Below are 15,364 nucleotides of genomic sequence, written 5' to 3' on the forward strand. Positions count from 1 at the left end.
ATGGGGCGGGTCATCCCTTGACGGCGCCGCGGGTGACCCCGTCGACGAACAGGCGTTGCATGAGAAGGAAGAAGATGAGCAGCGGCGCGATGACGATCACCGCCCCCGCCATCATCAGCGATTTATCCGAGGCGATCTCGCTGTTCATCGACAGGAAGGCGAGCATGACGGTGTAGCTCGACTGGCTTTGCTGGAAGGTCTGAGTGATCAGATATTCGTTCCACGCGTTAAAGCCGGTGAGGATCGCGACGGTGACAAGGCCGGGGCGCATCAGCGGCAGGATCACCAGCCGGAACACCTGCCAGTTGCCCGCGCCCTCCATATAGGCCGCCTCGTCCAGAGCAGCGGGGATCGACAGCGCGAAGCTGCGCAGCAGCAGGATCGCCACCGGCAGATTCACCGCCGAGAGGATCACCGCCGTTGCGACCGGGTTCGAGACGAGGCCAAGCTTGGCGTAGACGAAGAACAGCGGAAACAGGAACAGCTGGATCGGCACCGCCACCGTGGCAAGGAAATAAAGCATGATGATCCGCCAGCCGCGCACCGCCTTGCGGGCCAGCGGCCATGCCGCCATCGCGGCGGTGCCGGTGGTCAGCGCGACGGTGACAGCGGTGATGAGGACCGAGTTGATAAGCGCGTGGCCGAACTGACCGGTGCGCCACGCGCGGGCGAAAGCGTCAAGGCTCGGGCTCTGCGGCAGCGCCAGCGGATTGCTGACCACTTCGGCATGGGTTTTCAGCGCGTTGAGCGCCATCAGCGCCAGCGGGAAGAGCACCGCCGCCACCAGCAGAAGCAGGATCACGGTCCCTGCAAGCCGCCCGGCACGGCCCGGCACATGGGGTTGCGCGGCGCTCATTTCAGCGCCTCCCGGCTGACGAAGATGTAGGCGAAAGAGGCAAGGATGCCGAAACCGCTCATCACCACCGCCACGGCTGCCGCCTTGCCGACCTCGAAGGTGCGGAAGGCGAAACCATAGGCCAGCGTCGAGAGCATCTCGGTCGAGCCCGCCGGGCCGCCGCCGGTCATCAGGAACACGTAGTCGAAGTTCAAAAAGCTGAGGATTGTCACCAGCGCCAGCAGCAGCGCCACGGTCGGCAGGATGTTGGGCAGCGTCACCTCGCGGAAGATCTGCCAGCCGTTCGCGCCCTCGAGATAGGCCGCCTCGAGCTGATCTTCGGGCGTCTGCCGCATGGCGGCGAAGAGGATCACCGCCAGATAGCCCCAGAAGCTCCAGATATTCACCGCCGCGACGGTGTAGAGCGCGGTATCCGGATCGCCGAGCGGGTAGCCGACGGGCGTGATGTTGCGGTCGATCCAGCCCAGCAGCCCGGCGTTGTTGTCGAGGATCACATTCATCCAGATGCCGACATTGGCGACCGGAGAGATCACGAAGGGCAGCAGAAAGATCGCCTGATAGACCGCCGCCGCCTTGCGCCGCGTGGTCAGCAGCGCCGAGACGAACAGCGCCAGCGCCATGGGGATGGTCAGGAAGATGATCAGCCAGCGGCCATTGTTGACCATCGTGCTCCAGAAGGCGCGGTCGGCGAAGAGGTCCTGATAGTTTTCAAAGCCGATGTACCAAGGCTCGGACACGCCATCCCAGTCGGTCAGCGACATGGCATAGGTTGCGATGGCCGGCAGCGCGATCACCGAAACCGACAGGAGCAGCGCGGGCAGGCAGAACCAGAAGAGGCTGGAATGATGTCTCGGACTGGCGCGCATGATGCGTCCCGGCTCTCCTGTCGTTAAATCCGTGAGTGCGGCTTTCGATGAGGTATTACTATTAATACCCTTTGGTCCTTGTCAACGCCCTGACGTCAGCTTTCCTGTGTCAGCCCTGCCCCATGGGCGCCGAGTTCAGCGTCAGCCGCACCGCATCGCCCCAGACGAGGCGCGACAGTTCGATCGGGCGCTCCTGCTGGTCGAAGGTGATCAATTCCATCTCGATCCCCTGCGAGCCAAGCGGGCGTTGCAGCAAAACCGCCTGATCATTGGAAAGCTGGATCATCCCCACGCGGTTGCGCGAACGCGAGGGCGTCAGCTTGAACGCCTCGGACAACGTGCTCCAGACCGAATTGTTAAGCAGCGCATGCGGATCGAACCCCGGCATCAGCGCGGCAGGCAGCCAGCTTGTGTTGATCACCAAGGGCCGGATGTCCGCCGAGACGAGGCGCACCAGCCGGAAGCCCTGCGCTCCTTCAGGCTGCCCGAGCGCCATGGCGACGGACGCGGGCAAAGCGCAACATTCGCGGGACAGGAAGGAGATCACGCTGCGCTCGCCCTGCGCCTGTATCTGCTGCCAGATCGGCTGCATCAGCGTCAGGTCGATCTCCAGTGGCGCGGGCTGCGCCTTCACGATGGTGCCGCGCCCGTGCACCCGCTCGATAAAGCCCGCCTCTACCAGCCGCCGCAGCGCATTGCGCAGGGTGACGCGGCTGACGCCGTAGGCCTCGGCCAGTTCGATCTCGCGCGGCAACCGCGTGCCCTCGGGGGCCATGGCGCCTTGGATCGAGCGCCGCAGATCATCCTCCACCTGCAGATAGGCGGGGACCGGAGAGTCTGGGTTCACCGGTTGGAACTCGAGCGCGGGATCGGGTCGACTTTGCATGAGGGCTCCTTCTGCTGCGGCCACAGTATTGCGTCCCGAGGAAAATGAAAATATGAGGTATTACGTTTAATACCTATTGGAGCTCACATGCGTCCCCTTCTGATCGACTGCGACCCCGGCATCGACAATTCCGTCGCCATCGCCTATGCGCTGCGCTCGGGCGCCTTCGACCTGAAGGCCATCACCACGGTGTCGGGCAATCTCACCGCCGACGCCTGTTCGCGCAATGCGCGGCAGTTGCTTGACCTGATCGACGCGCCGGGCATTCCCGTGGCGCAGGGCCCGCTCAAGCCGCTGACCCGCCCCTACCCGCGCGATCCCTTCTCGCATGGTTCGGACGGTCTGGCCGAGATGGCGCTGCCCGTCAGCACCCGCCCGCTCGACCCGCGCTTTGCCGCCGATCTGATCATCGAGATGGCCAACGCCCACCCCGGCGAGCTTGAGATTGCCGCGCTGGGGCCGATGACCAATATCGCGCTGGCGCTGATCAAGGACCCGGACCTGCCGAAGAAGGTGAAAAGCCTGACCGCGATCTTTGGCGCTTTCGGCCTGCATGCCTCGGGCACCGAGCGCGCCACCGGCGACAATCCCGCCAGCGAGTGGAATGTCTATGTCGATCCCGAAGCGGCGCGGTTGGTTCTGGAGGCGGGCTTCAACTTCACCGCCTGCGGCCTCGACGTGACCACGAGGCGCGAGTTGCATCTCACCGAGACGCATCGCGCGCGCCTTGCCGCCTCGCCCCGCCCCGAGGCGCGGCTGCTGCGCGAGGTCACCGATTTTGTCGAGCGGCGCGGACATGGCACCTATTGCGGGCTGATCGATTCCGTCGCCATCGCCACCGTGCTGCACCCGGAATGGACCCGCATCACGCCGCTGCGCGTGCTGATCGAATGCATGAGCCCGATCACCCTTGGCCAAACGATCGTCGAACGGCGCGAGAACTTCAGCTGGGACGGTCTGTCGGCGCTGGATGTGGTCGAGGATTTTGATTTCACCGCCTTCATGGACGAGATCGTCGACGCCTTCTGCTGAGGCGCTCCGCAAACTCCCAAAGGCCAGCCGGTGCAATCCGCCATGGCCTTTGCGCCCCGCCTGAGGATAAATCAGACGGGCGCGCAAATTGGGAGATCTGCGATCGACACCTCGGCACGACTTCTCAGCAAGCTCCGCTTTCGGCAGGTCCGCTGCTTCATCGAGGTTGCCCAGAACGGCAGCTTCATGGCGGCGGCCGATGTGCTGGGGCTGACGCAACCAGCGGTCTCGCGCTCGATCCGCGAGCTTGAGGCGACGCTGGATGTGGTGCTTTTTGACCGCTCGCAGCGCGGCGCGGTGCTGACGGTGCATGGGCGCAAGCTGTTCGACGCTGCCGAAGCGGCGATGGCGCTGCTCACCGAAGGGCTGCAGGCGACGCAGGATATGGGCGGGGCGCGGGAATTGCTGCGCATCGGCGCGCTGCCCAACGTCTGCGGCCTGACCCTGCCCGCGATCATCGAGGACTTTCAGGAGATTTACCCGCGCACCACCGTGCGGGTCGTCTCGGGCTCTAACGCCGACCTGCTCGCCCGGCTGCGGCAGGGCGCGCTTGATCTGGTGATCGGACGGCTGTCGGATTCCACCGCGATGCATGGGTTGAGCTTTCAGCATCTCTACGACGAGTCGATCGTCTTTGCCGTGGGCACAGAGCATCCGCTGGCGCAAAGCGATGCGCGGGCCGATCTGCGGACGCTGCTGGAGCAGCCGATGCTGGCGCCGATCCCCGGCACGATCATCCGGCAGGAACTGGAGCGCTTTTTATTCAAGAGCGGGTTCGTCGCGCCGGATTTCGACATTGAATCGATCGACGCGGGCTTCATCAACAAGACCATCCGCGCCTCGCGCCATGTGGTGGTGACCGTCGAGGCGCTGGTGGCCGATGCACGCGCCGCGGGCGAGGTGGTGGTTCTGCCGATCCGCGATGCCGCGCTCAACGGTCCCGTGGGGCTGACCACCCTGCCCGGCGTGCAGGACGGCGCGGCGATGCGGCTGCTGCAGAACATGTTCCGCGAGCGCCTGTCCCGCGCCCCTCTTCATACCAATAATGATATGATCGAGGCCGAGAAGGAATAGGTCATTCTCGCGCGCATGATATATTGTCAGCGCTCAGAGGAGAGAATTCCGAACCGGAGGAGAGCGGATGTTCCACACCCTTAAATACATGACGGCCGCGGTTGTGCTGGCAAGCGCCAGCCTTCCGGCGAGCGCCGAAACGCTGAGCATTGAGGGTGGTGGCAGCGCGTCACTCACCGGCATCGTGCCGCAGACATGGGCGCAGTTCACCAGCGGCGCGGGCTATGATCTGCAGGTCTCGCTCGGTCAGGCGCTGACGCGCTCGGCGATGAAAGTCGGCGCCGGTCAGCTTGATCTGGCGGTTGTGCCGCCGCCCGCCTATGGCGCGATGACCCGCGGTGCTGGGCCTTATGCAAACGCCGCCGATCAGGCCAAGGCTTTTTCTGGCAACATGCGGCTGCTGTTCACCTTCCCCGGCGGCTCGTTCCATCCCATCGTCTGGGCCGACAGCGGCATCGAAAGCTGGGACGACATCAAGGGCAAGCGCGTCTATGTCGGCCCGCCCGCCGGAGCCGCCGCCAATCAGGCCCGCGGCATGGTGCGCGAGGCCAGCGGCGGCTTTGAGGATGGCACCGATTACGAAGGCATCCGCCTGCCGTGGGAAGCCTCGAGCCAAGCCTTTCAGGATGGCCAGTTCGACATGTTCATCATGTCCGCCGCCGTTGGCCAGCAGTCGGTTCAGGAACTGAGCCTGCAGCGCGAGATCCGCATTCTCGGCGTCGCGGATGACATCGTTTCGGGCGACGGCTGGGCTGACTACCTCGTCGATCAGGCGGTGCGCACCGATGTGGTGCCCGCGGGCACCTATCAGGGCCAGGTCAATGGCGACGAAGACCAGACCATCATGGTCACCGTGATGATGATGGGCGCCAACAAGGACCTGTCGGACGAGGCGGCCTATGCGCTCACCAAGTCGTTCTTCGACAATCTCGATGCGATGAAATCGGCCAACGCGCTGCTGACGCGGCTCAACACCGACGAGCCCTTCGCGGGCGCCAATATGCCGGTCCACCCCGGCGCGGCGCGTTTTTACGAAGAGCAAGGCATCACCATCCCGGACGCGCTGAAGGCAGAGTGATCCGGGCGCCGGCAGACCGCCGGAGCAGATGAACCGCACCCGGCCCCCATATGGGCCGGGGCACCGCCGCCACCGCGGCGCAGGGCCCACGCCGGGCCGGGAGGAAACCTCATGACATCTTCGATCGAACGCAGGGTGAAGGCCTTGCACTGGGCAGGTCTTGCCGTTGGTCTTGTCATCGCCCTCGCCGGGCTTGCCAACGTGATGCCCACCTATGGCGTGCTGCCGCGCGTCGGGCCGTTCGAGCTCGACTGGTTCCGGCCGCTGTTCTATTGGCTCTGCTTCCTGAGCTTCCTGATCTGGGACGCCCTGCGGCTGACCCGCGACGGCAAGCTCACCGTCTTCCACCTGATCGGCTACGCCATCGCGCTGGCGCTGATGAGCTGGGTGTCGTGGGACTATTATCAGGTCTCGATGGTGCTGAAGGACAGCTTCATGTTCTTCTCGGCCCGCGAGGCATGGATGGCCGCGATCCCCGCCGTGCTGTCGATCATCGCCTGCTGGCGGCTTTGGGGCGCGCCCATCGCCATCCTTGGTGCCGTGGTCTTTGCCTATCTCGCCACCGGCCCCTACTGGCCCGGCGTCTTCCAGACCATCGTCGGCGACATGAATGAATTCATCGCCCAGAACATCTGGTACGACGCCAGCCAAGGCATCTTGGGCAACATCATGGGCATCGTGCTCTCGACTGTGCTGCCCTTCATCATCCTCGGCGCGGTGCTTGAAGGTTGCGGCGCGGGCGGCTCGATGATCCGCATTTCGTTTCACCTGATGCGCCGCTTCCGTGGTGGCCCGGCCTATGCGGCGATCTCCGCCTCGGCGCTGTTCGGCACCGTCTCGGGCAGCGCCGTCGCCAACGTGGTCGGCACCGGCGTCGTCACCATCCCGATGATCCGCCGCCGCGGCTTTTCCGGCAACTTCGCGGGCGCGGTCGAAGCCGCCGCCTCCACCGGCGGGCAGATCCTGCCGCCGATCATGGGCGCTGCCGCGCTGGTCATGGCCGATATCGTCGGCGTCAGCTACCTCGCCGTGATCCTTGCTGTGCTGATCCCTGCCATCGCCTATTACGTCAGCCTGTTCCTCGCGGTCTTCTTCGAGGCCGAGAAGCTTGGCATCACCGCGCGCGAAGAAGACGAGGCGGTCGCGCCGCCCGCCGGACAGGACTGGATCAACCTCGCGCTGGTCTTCGGGCCGATCGCGCTGATCGTCTGGCTGCTGGTATCGGGCCTGTCGCCCGCCGGGGCCTCCATCGCGGCGATCTTCCTGCTGATCCCGATGAGCTTCATCAACCCCGAGATCCGCCGCGCGCCGTGGAAGCTGCTGGAATCGCTGGCCGAGGGCGGCAAGACCGTCGCGCAGCTGGCCATCGCCATCGCCATGGTGGGCATCGTGGTTTCGACGCTGAACGCCACCGGCATCCCGACCAAGTTTGCCGTGCTGCTGGCCAATGCCGCGAGCAGCTCGCTGATGGCCGCCCTGCTGATCGCCGCCGCGGGCTGCATCGTGCTGGGCATGGGGATGCCGACGCTGCCGGCCTATATCGCCATCGTCGCCGTCATGGGCCCCACGCTCACCGGCTTTGGCGTCGAGTTGCTGACCGCGCATATGTTCGTGTTCTTCTTCGGCGTCGCCTCGGTGATCACCCCGCCGGTGGCCATCGCGGCCTATGCCGCAGCGTCGATCTCGAAGGGCAAGCCCATCGGCACGGCGGTCGAGGCGACGCGGATCGGCGCGATGATCTTCCTCGTGCCCTTCGCCTTCGTCTACAACCCGGCGCTGCTGCTGGGCACCGAGGCCGCGGCCAGTGCCTCGCTCGGCTTCGTCGCCTTCTCGCTGCTGACGCTGGCGGCCTCGCTCTACCTCGCTTCCAGCGCGCTCATCGGCTTTGACAAGCAGCGCCTGCCGGGCTGGGAGCGCCTGCTGCGCCTTGCCTGCGCCGCCACCCTTCTGTCGCCCTATGTGCTCGCCGGTGCTGCCGCGCTCGCCTTGGGCATCGCGCTCGCCGTCTGGCGCCGCACCGCGAAACTTCAAACCGCCGAGGCCCTCTGATGTCCGACCGTCCCAGCTTCATCCTGTTCATCACGGACCAGCACCGCGCCGATTTCCTTGGCTGCTACGGCCACCCGATCGTGCGCACGCCGAACATCGACGCCATGGCCGCGCGCGGCACCGCCTTCGACCGCTTCTATGTGGCGAGCCCGGTCTGCATGCCCAACCGTGCCAGCCTGATGACCGGGCGCATGCCCTCGGGCCACGGGGTGCGCTTCAACGGCATCCCGCTGTCGCAGCGCAATGTCACCTTCGTCGAGTTGCTGCGCGACGCGGGTTATGACACCGCGCTGATCGGCAAGAGCCACCTGCAGACCTTCACCGGCATCGCCCCGGTGCTGACCCCGCCCGAGGCGCGCCCCGGCTACTACAAGGCCAACGGCGAGCTGAGCGAGGCGGTGCGCAATGATTTCGCCACGCCGGTCTATCACGTCGAAGAGCCCGACTTCTGGTCGGGCGAGATGCCTGCGGTACCGGTGCCCTTTTACGGCTTCAACCATGTGGAACTGGTCACCGGACACGGCGATCACGTGGGCGGCGATTACACCCGCTGGGCGCTGGAGCGCGATCCCGACATCGGCGCCAAGATGGGCGCGAAGAACCAGCTGCCGCATGACTACAGCTGCCCGCAGGCGGTGCGCACCGCCGTCCCGTCCGAGCTTTATTCCACCTCCTACATCGCCGAGCGCGCAAGCGCGTGGCTGGAGGCGCGCAAGGACAGCGACAAGCCGTTCTTCCTGATGGTCAGCTGGCCCGACCCGCATCATCCGTTCAACCCGCCCGGCGACTATTGGGACATGTACAAGCCCGAAGACATGCCGGTGCCCGAAGCTTTCACCTCAAACGACTGGACGCCGCCGCCGCATGTGGCGGGCGTGCTGGGCGCGCGCGAGGACGGCAAGGCCAACCTTCAGGGCATGAACGCCATCGGCTGCTCGGCCCGCGAGGCGCAGGAGGCGCAGGCGCTGACCTGCGGCATGATCACCATGATCGACGACGCGGTGGGCCGGGTGCAAGGCGCGCTGGCGGCCAGCGGGCGCGGCGATGAGACCGTCACCATCTTTACCTCGGACCATGGCGATCACCTCGGCGATCACCGGCTGCTGTTCAAAGGCTCCGAGCAATACGAGCAGATCACCCGCGTGCCCTTCGTCTGGGCCGACCCGCAGGGCGATCAGGGCGCACGCAGCGACCGGCTCGGTCAGACGCTGGACATCGGGGCGACGATCCTCGAACGGGCGAAGATCGAACAGGCTTGGGGCATGCAGGGGCGCGACCTGATGTCCGAGACCTCCGCCCCCGAGGGCGTGCTGATCCAATACGCGCATCAGGCGCAGATGGACGGGCTGGGCGTCTGCCCCAATGTGCACAGCCTGCGCGACGCGCGCTACCGGCTCTCGGTGTTCCAAGGGCTGGGTTGGGGCGAGCTCTATGATCTCGAGGCCGACCCGAACGAGCTGCGCAACCTTTGGGACACGCCCGAGGCCGCACCGGTAAAGGCCCGTCTGCTGGAGCAACTGATGCAGGCGGAACTGGCGCATACGGAAACCGCCCCTGCGCCTGTCGCCCGCGCCTGAGTTTGAGTTTGTGTCTGGGCCTGATCCGATGACCCGCGAAAGCCCCTCCCCGCGCGCCCTCCGGGCGCGCGCTGCCGCTTTGGTTCCCGACTGGTTCGGGCTGACCACCAAGGCCACGCTGCGCGCCGACCTGATGGCGGGCCTCACCGGCGCGACGCTGGTGCTGCCGCAGGGCGTCGCCTTTGCCGCCATCGCCGGGCTTCCCGCGGAATACGGGTTCTACACCGCGATGGTCTCGACGCTCGTGGCGGCGCTGCTCGGCTCCAGCTGGCACGCGGTGTCGGGGCCAACCACGGCGCTGTCGATCATGCTCTTCGCGACGCTCTCGGAGAGCTACCTGCCGGGATCGCCGGAGTATGTCACCGCCGCGATCACCCTGTGCCTGATGGTGGGGCTGATCCAGCTTGCCTTTGCCGTGGCGCGGCTCGGGGCGCTGGTTGATTTTGTGTCGCATTCGGTGATGACCGGCTTTGTCACCGGGGCCGCGATCCTCATCGCGCTGAGCCAGCTGCGCCATGTGCTGGGCGTGCCGCTGCCGTCGACCAGCGATCTCGGCGCCTTCGTCAGCGCCATCCCAGAGGCCGCGCTCGCCACCGATTGGCACGCCCTCATCGTGGCGCTCTCGGCCTTTGTCGTCGGGCTGGCGATCAAGATTCTGGCGTCCGCTCTGGCCCAACTATCTGGCCGCGCTGATCGTTGCCACGGGCATCAGCCTCGCGCTTGGCGGCGCCGAGGCGGGCATCGCCACCATCGGCCCGCTGGGAGAAATCCTGCCGAGCATGGACGTGCCCGACCTCTCGCTCGGAGACCTGCGCGAGTTCGGCGGCGGGGCCATAGCCATCGCCATCGTCGGCCTGCTCGAAGCGCTGTCGGTGTCGCGGGCGCTGGCGCTGCGCTCGGGGCAGATGATCGACGGCAACCGCGAATTTCTGGCGCAGGGCCTGTCCAACGTCATCGGCAGCCTGTTCCGCTGCTACCCCAGTTCGGCCTCCTTCACCCGCTCGGGCATCAATTACGACGCAGGGGCCCGCACGCCGCTGTCGGCGATCTTCTCTTCGGTCTTCCTGTTCGGCATTCTGCTGCTGGTCGCCCCGGCTTTCGCCGTGGTGCCGATCCCCGGCATCGCCGGGGTGATCATGCTGGTGGCGTGGCGATTGATCGACTTTCGCGAGATCCGGCACCTCGTCACTTCCTCCTCGACCGAGACGATCATCGCCGGGGTCACCTTCGCCACGGTGCTGCTGGTCAACCTCGAAACGGCGATCTACGTGGGCGTCCTGCTGTCGCTGGGCTTCTTCCTGCGCGGTGCCGCGCGCCCCTTCCTCGGACAGGGTGCGCCCGATCCCTCGACGCCCGGCAGAGTGTTCAAACACGCCGCCCCGAATGGGCTGGAGGAATGCCCGCAGCTCATGGTCTGCCGCCTCGACGGGCCGCTGTTCTTCGGCTCGGTGGAATACCTGCGGCGCGAGTTCCGGCGGCTCGAACGCGAGCGTCCGCTACAGCGCACCATGCTGTTCATCGTCAAGGGCGGCGGCGACGTCGATCTCGCCGGAGCCGATCTTATCCTTGATGAAGCGCGGCGGCGCGAACGCATGGGCGGCGCGCTGCACCTTCAGGTCAAGACGCCGCGCACCCTGACCAAACTGGCGCGTTTCAAAGTGGTTCGCGAGCTTGGCAGAGAGCGGCTGCACCTGTCGAAAGGCGATGCCATCGCGCTGATCGTGCCCAAGCTCGACGGCGACATCTGCGCCACCTGCACCAAGCGCATCTTCCACGAATGCGCGCGCCAGCCGGGACCGCCCGCCAAATAACGGCGGTGTGAGTACAGGTTGCGGGGATGCGCTTGCCCGCACTGCGCGAGCCGCTATGCTCTGACCTCTGGTTCCAAAGCAACGGGAGAGAGCCATGACCCCGCTCAAGACCGCCGCCGCGCTTCTGGCGCTTGCGGCCCCGACAGCGCTCTACGCGGCGCATGGGCCGGACGTGTTTCAGGAACCGGGGGACGCGGCCCTTGCGGCACAAAACGCTGCAGAGCCCTCTGGCCAGCTGCTTGCGATGAGCATCGGCAAGCCCGTCACCCTGACCCAAGGCGAACAGCAGACGCTGCGCACGCTGGTGCCCGGTCTCGACCCCGCATTGGTGCCGCCTGCCAAAGTGGGCAAGCTGCGCGCCATCCTTTACGGCCAAGGCAATGACGCCGAAAAGCGCGGCCGCATCGAGCGCCTGCTCAACTGAGCCGCGCAGCGCTTGCCGCGGCGCGCGCAAATCCGCGAGGCTCAGCAAAGAGCGCTGTCGATATGCGCAAAGGAGGCAGCGATTTCCTGCGGCAGCGCGCCACTCTCCTGTACCGACGCATCGGTGCATTCGAACGAAAAGGCGCCCTCGTAGCCCGCCGCGCGCAGCGCCGCGATCTGCTCGAGAGTGCCGCAGCGATCCTGCGCATCCACCAGCACGCGGTGCGGGTCCTGCGACGCGTCAAGCGGCACATCGGGCGCGGAGATGCCGGAGATATGCACCATCCGCGTCCACGGCGCAAAGACCTGCAACTCACCGGCGATCTGGTGCTGGAACGTGTCATGCACTATGCCGAAACAGCCGCTGCCGCCCACCGCCTCGATCGCCTCTACCGCCTCGGCTTTGCGCCGCAGGCTCGACGCGGCAAAGCCGATCGGCTCGACCAGCGCCACCAGCCGCCGCCCTGCAAGCATCTCGCGCACCTCGCGCAGCGCCTCGCGCAGCGGCACCACAGGCCGGTCATCGACCGAGGGGATCAGGCTGATCGTCTCCGCGCCCGCCGCCTCGGCGACCTCGATCAGCGCGGCGACCTGCGCCGCCCGCGCGCGGTCCCAGACGTTGATGCCATAGACCTCGCTCAGCCCCAGCAGCCGCAGCCCCCTGCCGCGCGCCATGCGCGCCGCCTCGCGCGGGTCCAGCCCGTCGAAGAACGGCCGCCCGAGATCGTCGCGCGGCTCGACCCCGACGCAGCCGAGGCGCTGCGCGAGATCGAGAAAGCCTTCCCAGGAAAGATGCCGCGCCGTCTTTTGGTTCAGCGCGCGGGGGATCATGTGGCGTCGCGCTCCATGATCCACTCCACCGGCGGCGCCGGGACGAAGCGCCACTTGCGCAGCGGCCCGGCCATCACGTTGAGATAATACATCTCAAAGCCATAGGGCGCGCCGCAGGGATGGTGGCCACGCGGCACGCAGACCACGTCGTGATCATGTACCGCCATGGTCTCGTCGAGCAGCCGGTCGTCGGTATAGACCCGCTGCACGCCAAAACCATCCGCCGGGTTGAGCCGGTGGTAGTAGGTCTCTTCGAGATAGGTGATGCGCGGGAAATCATCCTCGTCATGGCGGTGGCTGGGATAGGACGACCAATTGCCCGCCGGGGTAAATACCTCGGTGACCAGCAGGCTGTCGCAGTAATCCTCGTTCTCCATGGCGATATTGTTGATATGACGGGTGTTCGCGCCCTTGCCGCGCTGCGTCAGGGTGATCCCCTCGGGCCCGATCCGCCGCGCCTCATGACCGCCCACGCCGGGTGCCGAGCATACCGCGATAGTACACTCGCTCACCGCCTCGGCCCGCCAGTCGCAGCCATTCGGCAGATAGAGACAATGCGGCGGGGTCTTTTCAAAGACGTTCATCCGCTCGCCCAGCTCGCCCCAATCCTGCCCGGCGCCGGTGATCTTCGCCTTGCCCTCGACCATCACGAGGATCACCTCGCGCTCGCCGGTCGCCTCGGCTGCGCTCTCGCCCGGCCGCAGCCGATAGAGCGAAAACCCGACGTAGCGCCAACCGGCGCTCTGCGGCGTGATCTCATGCACCTTGCCGTGCGCGCCGAAGGGGCGGTGAAGAAGATGGCTCATCGGTCCTCCTGTCCGGGCGGCGCAATTCATGGCCCCACCCTTTCATCTTTCCAAAAATACTCGGCGCCCAACGCTCTGTTCCCTGAGCACCAATCCTTCATTGTTCCGCAAAAACGCCGGGGGTGCGGGGGCTGGCCCCCGCTGCCCCCCGCTCTCCCCCAGCGCGCTCAGTCGAAGACCCGCTGCTTGGCGGCGTTCTGCGCATAGGTCTCCCGCGCGCTCTCCAGCCGCTCCGGACCGCCCACCTGCGGCACCGCCACGTCCCACCAGTGACCGCCCGCGCCGGTGCCCGGCACCGCCGTGGTGTCGATGACGATCACCGTGGGAATGTCGCGGCTGCGCGCCTCGGCGATCTTCGCTTCAAGCTCGGCGATGTTGGCGGCCTTCTCGGCATGCGCCCCCATCGAGCCGGCGTGGCTAACGAAGTCGATCTCCGGCTGCACCTCGACGTTGCTGTCCTTGTACATATTGTTGAACTCGGCGCCGCCGCATTCGATCTGCAGACGGTTGATGCAGCCGTAGCCGCGGTTGTCGGTGAGCACGATGGTGAAGGGCACGCGCCGCATCACCGCCGTCGCCAGTTCCGAGTTCGCCATCATGTAAGAGCCGTCGCCGACGAAGCAGATCACTTCCTTCTCGGGCGCGGCGAGCTTGATGCCCATGGCACCAGCCACCTCATAGCCCATGCACGAATAGCCGTACTCCATGTGATAGCCGCCCTTGGCAGCCTGCCAGAGCACCTGCAGCGCGCCGGGCATGGTGCCCGCGGCGCACATCACCACCGTGTCCTCGGTCGAGACCCGCTGCACCGCGCCGATCACCTGCGCATCGCTCGGCAGCCCGGCCTTCTCGGGCGCCGCGATGACCTCGGCCACCGCATCGTGCCAGCCGCTCCGCGCCGCCGGATCGTGCCAGCCGTAGAGCCGGTCCTTCAGCGCCGCACCCAGCTTCTCCAGCACCACTTTGGCATCGCCGACCACCGGCTCGGCGCCGTGCTTCTGTGCGTCATAGCCCGCAAGGTTGATCGACAAGAGCCGGCGGTCCGCCGCCTCAAACACCGTCCACGAGCCGGTGGTGAAATCCTGAAATCGCGTGCCGACGCCGATCACCAGATCCGCCCGCGCCGCCAGATCATTGGCGCAGGCCGAGCCGGTCACCCCGGGCGAGCCGAAGTTCAACTCATGCTGCCACGACAGCCCGCCCTTGCCAGCTTGCGTTTCGACCACCGGGATGCCGTGCCGGGTGGCGAACTCGGCCAGCACCGCTTCGGCCCCCGAATAGAGCACCCCGCCGCCCGCGACGATCAGCGGACGCTTTGCCGCCTTCAGCATCGCCAGCGCCGCATCCACCTCTACCGGGTCGGGCTCGGGCCGGCGGATGCGCCAGACCTTGGGCTCAAAGAACGCTTCGGGGTAGTCGAAGGCCTCGGCTTGCACGTCCTGGCAAAAGGCCAGCGTCACCGGGCCGCAGTTTGCCGGATCGGTCATCACGCGCATCGCCCGCGGCAGGCAGGTGAGCAGATGCTCGGGCCGGGCAATGCGGTCAAAATAGCGCGACACCGGGCGGAAGCAGTCGTTGGCCGAGACCGTGCCATCGTCGAAATCCTCGATCTGCTGCAGCACCGGATCGGGGCGGCGGTTGGCGAAGACGTCGCCGCAGATCATCAGCAGCGGCAGACGGTTCACATGCGCCAGCGCCGCGGCGGTGACCATATTGGTCGAGCCAGGACCGATCGAAGAGGTCACCGCATGGGCGCGCTTGCGCCGCTTGGTCTTGGCATAGGCGATGGCGGCATGCGCCATGGTCTGCTCGTTCTGGCCGCGCCATGTCGGCAGCACATCCTGATAGCGGTGCAGCGCCTCGCCGATCCCCGCCACGTTGCCATGCCCGAAGATCGCCCAGACGCCCTCGATGAAGCGCTCGCCCTCTTCGGTCATCTGCACCGAGAGCCATTTCACCATCGCCTGCGCGGCGGTCAGCCTGATCGTGCCCATCGCCTCTCCTCCTTTGCGGCCGCCCGCGGCCTCTTCGTCTAGATCAAAATATCCCGGGGGCGTTCGCGCCCCGGCGCGGAC

Annotated in this window: 13 protein-coding genes and 1 pseudogene; 8 read left to right on the forward strand and 6 right to left on the reverse strand. The window is 66.4% G+C overall.

Annotation, left to right across the window (positions count from 1 at the left end; all coding sequences use genetic code 11):
• Nucleotides 1–10: 10 nt before the first annotated feature.
• The 3 genes from ACXAD2_RS26180 to ACXAD2_RS26190 form a co-directional block, all read right to left on the reverse strand.
• Nucleotides 11–856, reverse strand: a complete 846-nt coding sequence (locus tag ACXAD2_RS26180) for a carbohydrate ABC transporter permease (RefSeq protein WP_475177135.1) — start codon at nt 854–856, stop codon at nt 11–13.
• On the reverse strand, nt 853–1,722 hold the full coding sequence (locus tag ACXAD2_RS26185; RefSeq protein ID WP_164181448.1) for a carbohydrate ABC transporter permease: 870 nt from the start codon (nt 1,720–1,722) through the stop codon (nt 853–855). Before ACXAD2_RS26185 ends, ACXAD2_RS26180 begins: the two co-directional genes overlap by 4 nt.
• A 109-nt stretch (nt 1,723–1,831) precedes the next feature.
• The gene (locus tag ACXAD2_RS26190; protein WP_475177138.1) at nt 1,832–2,608 is read right to left on the reverse strand and encodes a GntR family transcriptional regulator; all 777 of its coding nucleotides are present in this window, start codon (nt 2,606–2,608) and stop codon (nt 1,832–1,834) included.
• An 87-nt stretch (nt 2,609–2,695) separates the two neighbouring features.
• On the opposite strand from ACXAD2_RS26190, the gene ACXAD2_RS26195 reads away from it, so the two are divergent.
• From ACXAD2_RS26195 to ACXAD2_RS26230, 8 genes and pseudogenes are all read left to right on the forward strand, one after another.
• Nucleotides 2,696–3,640, forward strand: coding sequence for a nucleoside hydrolase (locus ACXAD2_RS26195; RefSeq protein ID WP_475177140.1), 945 nt, complete (start codon nt 2,696–2,698; stop codon nt 3,638–3,640).
• A 42-nt stretch (nt 3,641–3,682) separates the two neighbouring features.
• Nucleotides 3,683–4,714, forward strand: a complete 1,032-nt coding sequence (locus ACXAD2_RS26200) for a LysR substrate-binding domain-containing protein (RefSeq protein ID WP_224904878.1) — start codon at nt 3,683–3,685, stop codon at nt 4,712–4,714.
• A gap of 67 nt (nt 4,715–4,781) precedes the next feature.
• The gene (locus ACXAD2_RS26205; RefSeq protein WP_475177143.1) at nt 4,782–5,792 is read left to right on the forward strand and encodes a TAXI family TRAP transporter solute-binding subunit; all 1,011 of its coding nucleotides are present in this window, start codon (nt 4,782–4,784) and stop codon (nt 5,790–5,792) included.
• Nucleotides 5,793–5,903: 111 nt separating this feature from the next.
• Nucleotides 5,904–7,841, forward strand: a complete 1,938-nt coding sequence (locus ACXAD2_RS26210) for a TRAP transporter permease (protein ID WP_475177145.1) — start codon at nt 5,904–5,906, stop codon at nt 7,839–7,841.
• Nucleotides 7,841–9,418 (forward strand): sulfatase family protein, encoded by a 1,578-nt coding sequence (locus ACXAD2_RS26215; RefSeq protein ID WP_475177147.1) that lies wholly within the window; start codon nt 7,841–7,843, stop codon nt 9,416–9,418. The genes ACXAD2_RS26210 and ACXAD2_RS26215 overlap by 1 nt, the downstream gene beginning before the upstream one ends.
• 133 nt (nt 9,419–9,551) lie before the next feature.
• Nucleotides 9,552–10,575 (forward strand): annotated as a pseudogene (locus ACXAD2_RS26220) (SulP family inorganic anion transporter); the annotation flags it as partial.
• Nucleotides 10,576–10,827: 252 nt separating this feature from the next.
• Nucleotides 10,828–11,229: an STAS domain-containing protein gene (locus ACXAD2_RS26225; RefSeq protein WP_475178412.1), complete on the forward strand. Its 402-nt coding sequence runs from the start codon at nt 10,828–10,830 to the stop codon at nt 11,227–11,229.
• A gap of 94 nt (nt 11,230–11,323) precedes the next feature.
• Nucleotides 11,324–11,653, forward strand: coding sequence for a hypothetical protein (locus tag ACXAD2_RS26230; protein WP_475177150.1), 330 nt, complete (start codon nt 11,324–11,326; stop codon nt 11,651–11,653).
• A gap of 41 nt (nt 11,654–11,694) precedes the next feature.
• Here ACXAD2_RS26230 and ACXAD2_RS26235 read toward each other — a convergent pair whose 3' ends face one another.
• The 3 genes from ACXAD2_RS26235 to iolD all read right to left on the reverse strand — a co-directional run bounded on the left by ACXAD2_RS26235 (nt 11,695) and on the right by iolD (nt 15,283).
• Complete coding sequence (locus ACXAD2_RS26235; RefSeq protein ID WP_475177152.1) at nt 11,695–12,483, reverse strand: TIM barrel protein; 789 nt, start codon at nt 12,481–12,483, stop codon at nt 11,695–11,697.
• Nucleotides 12,480–13,289 carry a 5-deoxy-glucuronate isomerase gene (gene iolB, locus ACXAD2_RS26240; RefSeq protein WP_475177154.1) on the reverse strand — a complete coding sequence of 270 codons (810 nt, stop codon included), beginning with the start codon at nt 13,287–13,289 and terminating at the stop codon, nt 12,480–12,482. Before iolB ends, ACXAD2_RS26235 begins: the two co-directional genes overlap by 4 nt.
• A 167-nt stretch (nt 13,290–13,456) precedes the next feature.
• Nucleotides 13,457–15,283 (reverse strand): 3D-(3,5/4)-trihydroxycyclohexane-1,2-dione acylhydrolase (decyclizing), encoded by a 1,827-nt coding sequence (gene iolD / locus ACXAD2_RS26245; RefSeq protein WP_475177157.1) that lies wholly within the window; start codon nt 15,281–15,283, stop codon nt 13,457–13,459.
• Nucleotides 15,284–15,364: the final 81 nt, after the last annotated feature.

This window comes from Salipiger sp. ABN3_019 (assembly GCF_056158605.1).

What these genes read in the sequence shown, in the direction of transcription:
- ACXAD2_RS26180 (WP_475177135.1), bottom strand. Translation starts at nt 856, where the DNA reads ATGAGCGCCGCGCAACCCCATGTGCCGGGCCGTGCCGGGCGGCTTGCA.
- ACXAD2_RS26185 (WP_164181448.1), bottom strand. Translation starts at nt 1,722, where the DNA reads ATGCGCGCCAGTCCGAGACATCATTCCAGCCTCTTCTGGTTCTGCCTG.
- ACXAD2_RS26190 (WP_475177138.1), bottom strand. Translation starts at nt 2,608, where the DNA reads ATGCAAAGTCGACCCGATCCCGCGCTCGAGTTCCAACCGGTGAACCCA.
- ACXAD2_RS26195 (WP_475177140.1), top strand. Translation starts at nt 2,696, where the DNA reads ATGCGTCCCCTTCTGATCGACTGCGACCCCGGCATCGACAATTCCGTC.
- ACXAD2_RS26200 (WP_224904878.1), top strand. Translation starts at nt 3,683, where the DNA reads ATGGCCTTTGCGCCCCGCCTGAGGATAAATCAGACGGGCGCGCAAATT.
- ACXAD2_RS26205 (WP_475177143.1), top strand. Translation starts at nt 4,782, where the DNA reads ATGTTCCACACCCTTAAATACATGACGGCCGCGGTTGTGCTGGCAAGC.
- ACXAD2_RS26210 (WP_475177145.1), top strand. Translation starts at nt 5,904, where the DNA reads ATGACATCTTCGATCGAACGCAGGGTGAAGGCCTTGCACTGGGCAGGT.
- ACXAD2_RS26215 (WP_475177147.1), top strand. Translation starts at nt 7,841, where the DNA reads ATGTCCGACCGTCCCAGCTTCATCCTGTTCATCACGGACCAGCACCGC.
- ACXAD2_RS26225 (WP_475178412.1), top strand. Translation starts at nt 10,828, where the DNA reads ATGGTCTGCCGCCTCGACGGGCCGCTGTTCTTCGGCTCGGTGGAATAC.
- ACXAD2_RS26230 (WP_475177150.1), top strand. Translation starts at nt 11,324, where the DNA reads ATGACCCCGCTCAAGACCGCCGCCGCGCTTCTGGCGCTTGCGGCCCCG.
- ACXAD2_RS26235 (WP_475177152.1), bottom strand. Translation starts at nt 12,483, where the DNA reads ATGATCCCCCGCGCGCTGAACCAAAAGACGGCGCGGCATCTTTCCTGG.
- iolB (WP_475177154.1), bottom strand. Translation starts at nt 13,289, where the DNA reads ATGAGCCATCTTCTTCACCGCCCCTTCGGCGCGCACGGCAAGGTGCAT.
- iolD (WP_475177157.1), bottom strand. Translation starts at nt 15,283, where the DNA reads ATGGGCACGATCAGGCTGACCGCCGCGCAGGCGATGGTGAAATGGCTC.